11 protein-coding genes are annotated in these 12,244 nt (G+C 47.8%); 6 read left to right on the top strand and 5 right to left on the bottom strand.

The window, feature by feature from the left end; genetic code table 11:
• Positions 1–53 precede the first annotated feature (53 nt).
• A complete protein-coding gene (gene alsR, locus M654_RS03105) occupies positions 54–938 on the top strand; it encodes an acetoin biosynthesis transcriptional regulator AlsR (protein WP_026589009.1) in 885 nt (294 codons plus the stop codon).
• Between the two features lie 62 nt (positions 939–1,000).
• Here alsR and ggt read toward each other — a convergent pair whose 3' ends face one another.
• Positions 1,001–2,578 carry a gamma-glutamyltransferase gene (gene ggt / locus M654_RS03100; RefSeq protein WP_026589010.1) on the bottom strand — a complete coding sequence of 526 codons (1,578 nt, stop codon included), beginning with the start codon at positions 2,576–2,578 and terminating at the stop codon, positions 1,001–1,003.
• 233 nt (positions 2,579–2,811) lie between these two features.
• On the opposite strand from ggt, the gene M654_RS03095 reads away from it, so the two are divergent.
• From M654_RS03095 to M654_RS03085, 3 genes are read left to right on the top strand one after another with little or no spacing between them, the layout of a single operon-like run.
• On the top strand, positions 2,812–3,288 hold the full coding sequence (locus tag M654_RS03095) for a chromate efflux transcriptional regulator ChrS (RefSeq protein WP_026589011.1): 477 nt from the start codon (positions 2,812–2,814) through the stop codon (positions 3,286–3,288).
• 13 nt (positions 3,289–3,301) lie between these two features.
• The gene (locus tag M654_RS03090) at positions 3,302–3,892 is read left to right on the top strand and encodes a chromate efflux transporter ChrB (RefSeq protein WP_236251195.1); all 591 of its coding nucleotides are present in this window, start codon (positions 3,302–3,304) and stop codon (positions 3,890–3,892) included.
• Complete coding sequence (locus M654_RS03085) at positions 3,889–4,425, top strand: chromate efflux transporter ChrA (protein WP_026589013.1); 537 nt, start codon at positions 3,889–3,891, stop codon at positions 4,423–4,425. The genes M654_RS03090 and M654_RS03085 overlap by 4 nt, the downstream gene beginning before the upstream one ends.
• Before the next feature lie 11 nt (positions 4,426–4,436).
• Here M654_RS03085 and M654_RS03080 read toward each other — a convergent pair whose 3' ends face one another.
• From M654_RS03080 to M654_RS03065, 4 genes are all read right to left on the bottom strand, one after another.
• Entirely contained in the window at positions 4,437–5,753 is a 1,317-nt protein-coding gene (locus M654_RS03080) for a UDP-glucose dehydrogenase family protein (protein ID WP_026589014.1), read from the bottom strand.
• A 57-nt stretch (positions 5,754–5,810) separates the two neighbouring features.
• The gene (locus tag M654_RS03075; RefSeq protein ID WP_026589015.1) at positions 5,811–6,560 is read right to left on the bottom strand and encodes a tyrosine-protein phosphatase; all 750 of its coding nucleotides are present in this window, start codon (positions 6,558–6,560) and stop codon (positions 5,811–5,813) included.
• A gap of 22 nt (positions 6,561–6,582) precedes the next feature.
• Entirely contained in the window at positions 6,583–7,305 is a 723-nt protein-coding gene (locus M654_RS03070) for a YveK family protein (RefSeq protein ID WP_026589016.1), read from the bottom strand.
• Between the two features lie 223 nt (positions 7,306–7,528).
• Entirely contained in the window at positions 7,529–7,672 is a 144-nt protein-coding gene (locus tag M654_RS03065; RefSeq protein ID WP_142246073.1) for a YwzD family small protein, read from the bottom strand.
• Between the two features lie 216 nt (positions 7,673–7,888).
• Between M654_RS03065 and M654_RS03060 the strand changes: the two genes are divergently transcribed.
• Together M654_RS03060 and M654_RS03055 are read left to right on the top strand one after the other, a co-directional pair.
• Positions 7,889–9,481, top strand: a complete 1,593-nt coding sequence (locus M654_RS03060) for an SWIM zinc finger family protein (RefSeq protein WP_026589017.1) — start codon at positions 7,889–7,891, stop codon at positions 9,479–9,481.
• Complete coding sequence (locus M654_RS03055; protein ID WP_026589018.1) at positions 9,468–12,233, top strand: DEAD/DEAH box helicase; 2,766 nt, start codon at positions 9,468–9,470, stop codon at positions 12,231–12,233. The genes M654_RS03060 and M654_RS03055 overlap by 14 nt, the downstream gene beginning before the upstream one ends.
• The last annotated feature ends 11 nt before the right edge of the window (positions 12,234–12,244 follow it).

Here is a 12,244-nt window from a genome sequence, read left to right as displayed (position 1 = left end):
ACAATTAATATGTAAAACGACTGAAATCGCATTCAGAAAGGAATGAGTGAATGATGGAGCTGCGCCACCTTCGTTATTTTATGGTTGTAGCCGAAGAGCTGCATTTCGGAAAAGCAGCTCTTCGGCTGCAAATGACACAGCCTCCGCTCAGCCAGCAAATAAAACAGCTTGAAAGTGAGATTGGCGTAACCTTGCTGAAGAGATCAAAAAGAGCCGTCAAACTGACGGCAGCAGGCAGTGTTTTTTTAAAGCAAATCACCGAAGGCCTCTCCCAGATTGACCAGGCGGTCGACATGGCCCAGCGTACGGCGCGGGGGGAGCTTGGCAGACTCGTGATCGGCTTTGTCGGTTCTGCAACGTTTGAGATCATGCCACCGATCATCAGGGAATACCGTAACCAGTTTCCTTCCGTTAAAATTGAGCTGAGGGAGCTTTCAACCCCCAATCAAATCAAAGCTTTATTAAACGGGCATATTGACATCGGTGTACTGCACCCCCCGCTGGGAAACGATGAACTGAAAACAAACACATTGAAGAAAAGCCGCTGCGTTCTCGCGCTTCCGAAATATCATCCGCTGACCGAAAAAGCCCGGGTTCAATTGAAAGACCTTGAAGATGAAGCGCTGATTGTCATCGCTAAAGAATCGTGGCCCTCTTTGTATACAGAGTTCAACTTTTTGTGTGAAAAAGCCGGATTTATCCCAAACATCGCCCAGGAAGCCACCGAATACCAGATGGTGATCGGCCTCGTATCGGCTGGAATGGGAGTTGCGGTCGTGCCGGCGGCGGCCAAACGGCTCTTTAATCTCGATGTGATCTACAAAGAAATCGAAGACATGCCGCTTCACGCAGAATGGATAACCGCACATAGAAAAGACAACCGAAATCCCGCTTTGAAGCATTTTATCGATGTGTCAAACGAGCAAAACAATCAATAGACTGGCAGAAAACGAGACAACACCCTCGCCAAAGGGGGTTGTCTCGAAAAACAGCCTTGTGTTCAAACACCGATGGCGGCGCCATCGCTTCTCGGGTCTGTTCCACCCCGAAGGAAACCGTGATCATCCATTTGAATAACCGCCGCATGTCCCACGATCCCGTCATAATCATTGACTGCCGTCACCCGGTGTCCGTTCTCTCTCAGCTTTTGAATCACCTCGGGCGCGACTCTGTTTTCAATTCTCAAACCCTCAACCTGATCCCCCCATGTTCTGCCCCACACCCATCTCGGCTCATTGACGGCTGTCTGCGGATCCATCCCGTAATCTATCATTCTCGTCAATAGAGCCGTCTGCGTCTGAGGCTGCCCTTCACCACCCTGTGTTCCGTAGAGGATTTTCGGTTTGCCGTCCTTGCACGCCATCGCCGGCATCAATGTATGAAACGATCTTTTGTCCGGCTCCAGCGTATTGACATGTCCTGGATCAAGGGAAAAAAACGACCCTCTGTTCTGCAGGATGATTCCCGTATCTCCAGCTGTCACACCTGAGCCAAATTCAAAATACAGACTTTGAATAAAAGACACGGCATTCCCTTCTCCATCCATGACAGCAGCATATGCTGTATCACTTCCGGCCGGCGGGCTTTCCAAAGGCATCGCCTGCGCCCCTATATCCGCTGCCAGCTTGCGGGCATATGCTTTGTCAAGCAAACGGTCAAGCGGCACCGGCGAAAAATCCGGGTCAGTTAATACTTGATTGCGGTCGGCAAAGCTTCGTTTTAATGCTTCGATCAACAGATGATAATATTCAAAAGAACCGTGTTTGATATTGGTAAAATCATAGTTTTCCAGGATGTTTAGCGTCATGAGGCCTGTGAAACCTTGGGAATTGGGAGGCATTTGATAGATGTCATATTGTCTGTATGTAGTAGAAATGGGGTCCACCCATTCCCCTTTATGGCGGGCGAAGTCTTCAAGGGTCAAAAGACCTCCGTTGTTTTGCAGATAAGCGGCTAAGACTTGAGCGATCTCCCCTTGATAAAAAGCATGTCTCCCTTTTTCTGCAAGAATCGTTAATGATGCGGCAAGTTCTTTTTGCACGAAACGCTCACCAGGGGAAGGCGGTTTTCCCCCGGGCAGGTATATGTCTGATGTCACCGGTATCTCACACATCCAGTGAGCGTTTTTTTCAGTGTTTTCACATTGATCGCGCGAGACGGGAAATCCTTGTTCAGCATACATAACCGCCGGTTCGAGAACATCTTTGAGGGAAAGGCGCCCGAAGGCCGCCAATATTTCGCACCAGCTGTCGGCCATCCCCGGAACGGTTATCGCACTCCGCACCCCTCTGGCCGGAATTGCAGCCTCGCCTGCGTATCTCTCACGAATGGCAAGCCTTCCTGACCTTCCGCTTCCATTGTACCCCTTTACAGCTCCGCTTTTTTGATGATACATCAGCCAAAATGAATCTCCGCCAAGCCCGGTCATATGCGGATAGACAACGGCAAGACAGGCGCTGACCGCCACCGCCGCGTCAAATGCATTCCCTCCTTTCTCCAGCATGCTGTGCCCAGCCAGAGAAGCAAGATAATGAGGACTGACAACCATTTGTTTTGTACCGATTTTTAATTTCTCCATACGCCCTTCCTTTCTTTTATATCCCTGTTCATGTTTTGAAGTATAGCGGCTCGGCTTCCCGAACGCTACTTCTGCGACAGAAAAGCTCCCGTTCATTTTCATTAAGATGAAGAAAACAAGAAAAACTATTCATATCGCAATCAAAATTATGATACAATTTACAAAACGTTTCATATCAATATTAACACATTGCGTTTTTAACAACCTAGAAAAATCCAAGGAAGGTGCCGATGATGAGTATCAATTACCATATGCCAAATTTAACCCTTGATGAAACAGATAAGAAAATCCTATCGATCCTGCATGAAGAAGGGAGAATCTCCTATACGGATTTAGGAAAGCGCGTCGGCTTATCAAGGGTCGCTGTCCAGACGCGAATCAATAACCTGATGGAGGAGGGAATCATTGAAAAATTCACAGCCGTGATTAATCCGGTAAAGGTGGGCATTCATGTATCCGTCTTTTTTAATGTCGAAGTCGAGCCCCAATACTTGGAGACGGTAGCCGTCGCATTGGAAAAAGAACCCGCCGTTACAAGCCTCTATCATATGACGGGCCCAAGCAAACTCCATATGCACGGAATCTTTGCCAATGATCAGGAGATGGAGGAATTTTTGACAAAGCGGCTCTATCCTTTGCAGGGGGTTGTCAGCGTTGACTGCCAGATGCTGATCAAACGTTATAAAAGCCGCATGGGTATGAAGCTTTAATACAGGAGGAGACATGCTTATGAAACACCCTTACCGCGAGCTGATCGTCGCCATGGTGAGAACGGGCATATTGGGCTTTGGAGGGGGGCCTTCCGTTATTCCGCTGATCAGGCATGAAGCCGTCACGAAATTTAAATGGATAGATGATGATGAATTCGGAGAAATTTTGGCGATCGCCAATGCGCTGCCGGGACCGATCGCCACGAAAATGTCGGCATATTTGGGACATAAAGTAAAAGGCGTCCCGGGCGCCGTCGTCGCCACAACAGCCCATATTTTGCCGACCTGCATCGCAATGGCCGCTTTGCTTGCGGCCGTCAACGTGCTCAGCCATTCAACAATCGTCAGCGGCATGATCGGCGCGGTCACCCCTGTGATCGCCGTCATGCTTGGGATCATGGCATATGAATTTGGACAAAAAGCATTGAAAGGCTTTGGAGCGGCAGCAGGCATCCTTTTCTTCATTCTTGCGTTTTTGGGGCTTCAAGTGTTTGCGATACACCCCGGGGTGATCGTGATCATCTTTTTGGCTTACGGCGCATTTCACTTTAAACTGAAACGCAAACTGCCGGAGAAAAAGGATAAAGGGGTGTCCGCCTCATGATCTTCTTTTATTTGTTTTGGGCCTTTTTCATCGCAAACCTGCTCGGCTACGGCGGCGGTCCGGCTTCAATTCCTCTCAATTTCGAAGAAGTCGTTCAGCACTTTCATTGGCTGTCAAAAGACGAATTTTCAAACATGCTTGCGCTCGCGAACGCTTTGCCCGGGCCGATCGCCACGAAAATTGCCGCATACGTCGGCTACAGTGTACTCGGATGGCCGGGCGTCATCATCGCTCTCGCCGCCACTGTTTTGCCCTCGGCGATTGCGCTCATTTTGCTGCTGAAATTGATCCGCCGCTTTCGCCAGTCGCCTGTTATCAAAGGCATGACATTGTCCGTTCAGCCGGTCATTGCCGTGATGATGCTTTTGTTGACATGGGAAATCGGCGGGAACGCAGTTCAATCGATCGGTTGGATCCAATCGCTGGTGATTGCATTGCTATCATGGGCGGCATTGACGAAATTCCGCATCCACCCCGCATTTCTCATTGTTGCGGCATTCGCTTACGGCGGTCTTGTCATGCCGTTGTTTTGAGCAAAAGGCTGCTAAATATGGATGGGGACAACCTGCCGCCTGCCGATCGAATGGTATTCAACGCCCGCTTCAGCCGCTTCCCATAGCGGATAGCAATTTCGTCCGTCAAAAATAACCGGTTCATCCATCAGCGTTTTATAAGAAGCTAAAGGGAAGGATTTAATGATCTCCCAGTCTGTCAAAATCATCACCGCGTCCGCTCCTTTAACCGCGTCTTCAATCGTCTCCGCATATCGCACAGAGCCGGGCAGCATCTGTTTTGCGTGTTTTACCGCAACGGGGTCAAACGCTTTAACCGATGCGCCCATTTCAACCAGCTTTTCGGCGATGATGATGGAAGGCGCCTCCCTCATATCGTCTGTATTCGGTTTAAAGGAAAGGCCCAGCAGGGCAACCCTTTTGCCCTTTAATTCGCCGAAACGCCTGACGGCTTTTTCAAGCAAAAGGGTTTGCTGCACATTATTCACTTTAATGACCGATTTCAAAAGCTCAAAATCATGCTCGACATGGCCGGCAATCTGGACGAGCGCGTTTGTATCCTTCGGAAAACACGAGCCTCCGTATCCGATGCCGGCTTTTAAAAACTGATGGCCGATCCTTTTATCCCGTCCCATTCCATAGGCGACGGCTTCAATATCAGCTCCGAGCTTCTCACAAATATTCGATATTTCATTAATAAAACTGATTTTTGTAGCAAGAAATGCATTGGAGGCATACTTGATCATTTCTGCGCTTCTGATATCCGTTTTAAAAACAGGAATGCGCAATGGCTTAAAAATCTGTTCAAGCAGGTCAGCCGTTTGTTCGTCCTCCGCGCCGATCACAATTCTGTCGCCGTGGAACGCATCATAGACGGCAGACCCTTCCCGCAAAAATTCGGGATTGGACGCCATCGTAAGGCGAACCCCTTCCCTTAAATGCCGCTTGATGATCGCCGAAATCAACTCGCTTGTTCCGACGGGTACCGTGCTTTTCGTCACCACAAGGCAATCGCGCTTCACATGGCGGCCGATCATTTCCGCCGCGGCTTCAATGTAGCGGAGGTCGGACTGGCCGTTTTCCTTTTGCGGGGTGCCGACCGCAATGAATATCACCTCGGCCTTTGACAGCCCTTTTTCAAAGCTTGTTTCAAATGCCAGCCTGGCGCGGGCCATATTTTTGTCAATCATCTCTTCAAGCCCCGGCTCATAGATTGGCGACACTCCATTTCTTAAGGAAGCGATCTTTTTTTCGTCAATATCAATGCATGTGACATGATGGCCGATTTCCGCTAAACAGACGCCTGTCACAAGACCGACATAGCCTGTGCCAACAATCGAAATATGCATGCTGCTCCTCCTCTGACTGAGTAAAATGCCGGCTTAAACGGAGCATCCCGGGATTTTTCAGAGCAGGCCCAACAGCCTTTTCTTTCTGATGGGAAGCGGCGGCTCTTTTGGAATCACCCGGTTTTGTAAAAGAAGCCCGGCATTTTCTATAAACATACTCAAGAAGTCGCGGCCATATTCGTTTTCTACGGCATCAAATAAGAAGGAGCGTGTCGTGTGATTGTGGGCGTCTGAGGCGATGAAATGGGCGAGATTTGCTTCGATCAAGCGGCGGGACAGCCATTTAACGTTTCTGCCGAAGCGTCCGGCGAGACTTGAACATGTAAGCTGGACACATGCGCCATTTTTAACAAGGCGGTGCAATACACCGGGGTTTTCCATTACTTCTATGTTTCTCTCAGGGTGGGCAATAACCGGAATATATCCGTTTAATTGAAGATCAAACAGCAGTTTTTCCGCATAGCGCGGCACATGATGATAAGGCAGCTCGATCAGCACATACTTCGTATCAGAGAGGCTGAGCAGTCTGCCGCGGCGGAGGTCATCCTTCAATTCTCCGTATAAACGGATTTCCTGTCCTTGTGTGATGTTTAGCGGGATATGTTCCTGCTCTATTCTGGCTCTTAATGCTGAGACGCCGGCAAGGATTTTCTCTTTTTGATTCCTGTATCGACGGTTTTGATGAGGGGTTGCGATAATGGTATGTATCCCTTGAGCAACGGCTTTTTTCGCCATTCCCAAACTGTCATTTATGCTCATTGCACCGTCATCGACATCTGCAAGAATGTGGCAATGAATATCGATCATAATCGAACCTCCTGTCAGGCATTTAAAACGTCTGATCTTTCCCGCTGAAGATATGCGGATTTACAGCCTGGCCTTTTTTCGGCTTCATATACAAAATGTTTCCTAAGACGGACAGCTCCAGCTCCTTTTCAATGTCCTCTTCGTTTTTGACGGTGTTTTTCAAAAGTTCAAAAAGAAACGCGAGCCCCGCTCCAAACAGCAGACCGAATGCTGTAAATCCGGCGATATTAAACGTTTTATTCGGACTGATCGGAACCGGTGAAGCGTCCGGCATGGCTTTTGCCACAATATTGACTTCGGTTTTTTCGCCCATGATATTTTGAATGTCTCTCTTAAAAACGGAAACAACGGTATTGGCGAGATTCACCGCCTTGGAATAATCCTTGTCAGTGGCGGATATACTGACAATCTGCGACTCGTTTTCACTGACAACCGTTATTTTTTTCTTCAGCTCTTCAGCCGTTTCCCGCAGGCTGAGGTCTTTTTTGACTTGATTGAGTATGATCGGGCTTTCCATAATGGCGTTATAGGTGTTGATGAGTTCGAGATTGGTCTGAATGTCGGCGAAATTAGAGGTTTGACGGCCGTTGATGAGGATTTGAGCAGATGCCTGATAAACCGGTGTAAGGAAAAAAAAGTTGACGGCGGCGCTGGACAAAGCTGCCGTTATGGTCATCAGGGTGATGAGAACAAACCTTTTTTTCAACACGAGGAACACGTCTTTAAAACCGATTTTATCTTCCATAGAAGCCCCCCACGATTTGCGGATTTGTTGTAATTTTCAGCAAATTGTACAACTACCTTAATTATACATATAATGGTTCGGTTTCAGGGAAGAAACTTCTTGACAAATAGCGGGAGATAGCGGGAATCTTTCGTCTTTATATGGTGTTATAGATCGACTTTTGCAGGACCTGCGCGCTTTTTGCTGAACGAAAAAGTGCGAGAGACCAAGTCTATCGCACTTTTTACGTTGTATATCCATTTTTGATATGAAGAATTAAATCTTCAAGAAGTTCTTTCGTCGTAATATCTTTCGACTTCTCGCCAATATCATAAGCATGCATAAGAATTTTCAAAAATTCTTCCTGATTCAATTCCTTGTCATCCATATCCTTTTCCTCTCAGCTTCCATGAATTAAAAATATTTCGGATCATACTTCAAATTATATGATGTAAGGATTCAATTTGCCATAGTCTATTACATTATTCGACACCGATTCGTTTTTATGTCCATTTCCCCGGAAAATCTTTTTTGGATTGACGGATTAAGCTATAATAGAGAGATTGGAAACTTTTTAAAAGTCATTCGGTTAGGAGCGATGGACATGCTTCAAAGTATGATCCCAAAGACAGTTGTAATGGAAGCGGCTGAACAGTTTAAGCATGTACTGCCGTGCACTGCTGAGAACATTCAGCTGATGAAAAAAGCGCTGATCTTATACAGACAAGATTCCGTTTACAGAGTCAAGCCGCTGAACGGGCATACAGTCTCCGCTTACGTTCAGGATGTTGTCCCGGTTAAGGTTGAAATCGACCTATCCGATATCAAAAAAAGCACCTGTACATGCCCTGCCCAAAACATCTGCCGCCATGTGCTTGCCGTTTACTTATATATATATGCACAATATGAACGATTGGGCACTTTCACGGAATTTTGGAAAGAAGAGAAACGGCGCGAGCGCCAGGACATGCTGGTTGGGCAAATGCATCATAAGTCTGGGAAAGATTCGCTGCACAGCTGGATCAGCTTTTTCAAAAGCGAATTCAGGCGTTGGGAGGAGTATACGCCGAAAAACCAGCAGACGATGCAATACCTGTATTACGGCTATTTTTCAAGTTTAAAAAAGCGGACACCGGCTGAGGCGGAACTGAAAAAAATGTACCAGATCCATGCGGCCCTTGCGACATGGCTGGCCATGCATACATTAATTGAAAAAGGCCGGATCGACCCGGAGAAAGATTTTTATTCGCTCAACCCTTACATCGAACAGCTGATGGATACGATCTACAGCGCGATCGATGAACTGAAGACATATGCGCTGTCCTTTTCCCTAGACCCGTTTTTGGAAAAGACGCCCGCCGTCCTGCGGGAACTGCTTCTGAAACGGGACATTTTCCAATACGAAAGACTGCGGATTTTCGGAGAGGTATGGAGCGCACTCCTTTCACGCCCGAAATGGCTGAAAGAAGAGCTGAACATCTTAAGCGGACTGAAGGCGTCTCCCGAAGTTCAATTCGGCCGGCTTCATCTTGAGTTTCTGCTGAAAAACGATGATGCCATTTTTGAAAAATCGGCCGCGTTTTCTCCTGAAATCCTTCCGTTTACATTTCAATGGCTCGGAATCATGACGGCAAAAAAAGACTGGAAGCGTCTAAAAAAATGGTATGAACAGCTGGAAAACCTTGTGGAAGGCTTTTGCAGACTCGACAAACCGTACCGGGAAATACGAGATGTCTTAAGCGAATTTTTCCTGTTTCTCGGAGATTACAGCCATCATACAAAGGACGAGCATGTGTTTGAAAGGTATTGCCGAAAATGTCTTCCATATACATTTACAGAGTACAGCCAATTTCTTTATGGCAAACAGCGGTTTATGGAATGGATGGAGATCCACAGCCTCGTCGGTTTTTCCATTTCAGAAATCGGACAAAATGCCTTAAAGGATATCGCGGCGGCAGCGCCTGAAGCGCTGATCCCTTCCTATCACAGGGAAATTGTCGAGCTGATTGAGCAGAAAAACCGCTCCGCTTATAAAGATGCCGTCAAATATTTAAAAAAATTGCGCACGTTTTATAAGAAGTTGAAAAAACAGGCTGTCTGGGACCGGTTTATGGTACAGCTTTCATCCCGCTATAAAAGGCTGCGGGCATTTCAGGAGGAGCTAAAGAAAGGAAAGTTAATTGATGGCGAGTCTTAAAGAAATCGTAATCCATGTCGAACAGTCTGAAGACTGCACATTCATTTTATCTTGTTATGATCAGCAGCAGCAGCAGCTCTCACGAAGTGAGATGGAACGGCATTTATTCCAGTGGCATGAATCATCCTTTTACGGCACCTTCCTTGAAGATGCCGGTTTGGAAACACCGGCCGTTGTTCTGTCTCCCTGGATGGCGGCCGAATTTCTCGGGAAAAACTCGTTTAATTCCTTTAGCGAGATCATCCTGACCGTGGAAACGGAGCCTTTAATGAAAACCGCTTCAACCATTTATGAATTCATCGAAGATCAAGATTTCCTCCCCGACTATGAAGCATGGAAGCAAGGTGTTATACGCTTTAAGGACCAGGAAGGGCTGCTGGAGGGCTATACGGCGGAATGGTTTTCCCGCGCTGTGGAAGATTACATCGACTATCATGACGAGCTGAAAGCGAAATGGGAAGAGATCGTGGCGCATTCCCCGGCGGTCACCACATTCCAGGGGCATTTTCTTGATGAAGAAGACTTTCTTGAAACGATCGGCTGGCGTGAAAATCCCGCGCCGTTCACCGTCGGGCTCCGTTTAAACGAACCTGAGTTTGACGGCGACGATTGGAAAATCGAATTGTTTCTGCGCGATAAAAAAAGCGGCGATATTCGCTTTTTTGACGGTTTGAACAGCCTGAAAAAATCATGGAAAACCTACGCGGACAAAATCGCCCGTGAGCAGGACCGGTTCCGCCAAATCGTGCCGTGGCTTTCAATCGAATCGGGTACAACGCTTTTGTCAGAAGAAGAAGCTTGGATCTTCTTATCAGAGGCAAGTGAAACACTCGTCAATATGGGGATCGAAATCCTCCTCCCGTCGTGGTGGCAAATTGTTAAAGACAGCAATATGATGCTGAAGGCGAAGGTGTCGCAGGCTCCCCGCGGAGAATCTTTTGTCGGGATGAACGCGCTCATGGACTTCAACTGGCGATTTGCGACAAATGGAATTGAACTGACGGAGGAGGAATTTCATCAGCTTGTCGCCAATAAAAGGCGGCTCGTCAATATCCGCGGCCAATGGATTAAAATCGATCCGAATTTTATCAAACAAATGAAAAAGCTGATGGAGCGGGCGGAAACTGAAGGACTTCATATGTCAGATATTCTGGCGCGCGAACTGACGGACAAAAACGACATGCCGGATGAAGACGGCCTGTTCGACGCATCCGCTTTCAGCGAGGTTCGTTTCGAACTGTCCTATCAGCTCAAAAATATGATCAGAAAGCTGAGCCACAGAGACGAGCTTCCCGCCTATCCCATCGGCAAAACCTTTCAAGGCAAGCTCCGAGCCTATCAGGAGGATGGCGTAAACTGGCTGATTTTTCTCAGAAACTGCGGCTTTGGCGCCTGCCTCGCCGATGATATGGGACTCGGAAAAACCATTCAAATGATCGCTTATTTCGCCTATTTAAAAGAACAGGGGCAAAAAGCGCCGTCTCTGATTATCGCGCCGACTTCCGTCCTCGGCAACTGGCAGCGCGAGCTTGAGACGTTCGCCCCCGGCTTGTCGGCCGCGCTCCACTACGGGCCAAAACGCCCGAAAGGTGAAGCGTTTCTCGAGTTTTGCAAAGATCAGGACATTATTTTGACATCTTACGGCCTTGCACAGTCCGATTTTGACGAACTCGCTTCTGTGACGTGGAACTGCATCTGCCTTGACGAGGCGCAAAACATTAAAAACGCGCATACGAAGCAATCCCGCTCGATCAGAAAGCTGAACGGCCTTCACCATATCGCGCTGAGCGGAACACCGATGGAAAATCGTCTGACAGAGCTTTGGTCGATTTACGATTTTATGAATAAAGGCTACCTCGGAAGTCTTGGCAGCTTTCACAAGCGCTTCGTCCTGCCGATTGAAAAAGATCGTGATGAAAAGCGGATCGAGCAGCTCCAGCAGCTGATTAAGCCGTTTTTATTGCGGAGGACAAAACGGGATCAGGAGGTCGCGCTCAACCTGCCGGAAAAACAGGAGGAAAAAGAATTCGTGCCGCTTTCCGCCGAGCAGGCTTCCCTTTACGAGCAGCTCGTCAAAGATACGTTCGAACATATGACAAGCCTTGCCGGCATGCAGCGGAAAGCTTTGATCCTCAGCATGCTCGGCAAGCTGAAACAGATCTGCGACCACCCGGCCCTTTACTTAAAGGAATTCGGATCGGAACTTCTTCACGGCAGATCCGTCAAACTGGAAAAACTACTCGAATTGGCGAAAACCGTCCGTGAAAGCGATGAAAGCTGCCTGATTTTCACCCAGTACATCGGAATGGGCGACATGATGAAGCGCCAGCTTGAAACATCGTTGGGCGAACCGGTCAAGTTTCTAAACGGAAGCCTGTCAAAACCTGAACGGGACAAGATGGTGGAACAGTTTCAAAATAAGGAGTTCCCTATCCTGATCTTGTCCTTAAAAGCGGGAGGAACAGGACTGAATCTGACGGCCGCCAACCATGTCGTCCACTATGACAGATGGTGGAATCCGGCGGTTGAAAACCAGGCCACAGACCGGGCATACCGAATCGGGCAACAACGCTTTGTACACGTCCATAAGCTCATTACCACCGGTACGATTGAAGAAAAAATCGACCGGATGCTCGAATCCAAGCAATCATTGAATGATCAGATCATTCAAAGCGAAAACTGGATCACCGAGCTTTCTGAAGATGAGCTTGAAGAATTATTCACACTGAACGCTTCGGCGATTACGGGTTAACTTAAAAAACA

The organism is Bacillus sp. NSP9.1, assembly GCF_000465465.2.
Taxonomy (GTDB): Bacteria; Bacillota; Bacilli; order Bacillales; family Bacillaceae; genus Bacillus; species Bacillus sonorensis_A.
The sequence above is the reverse complement of the archived record's forward strand: the minus strand, read 5'-3'. Positions and strand labels throughout refer to the sequence as shown.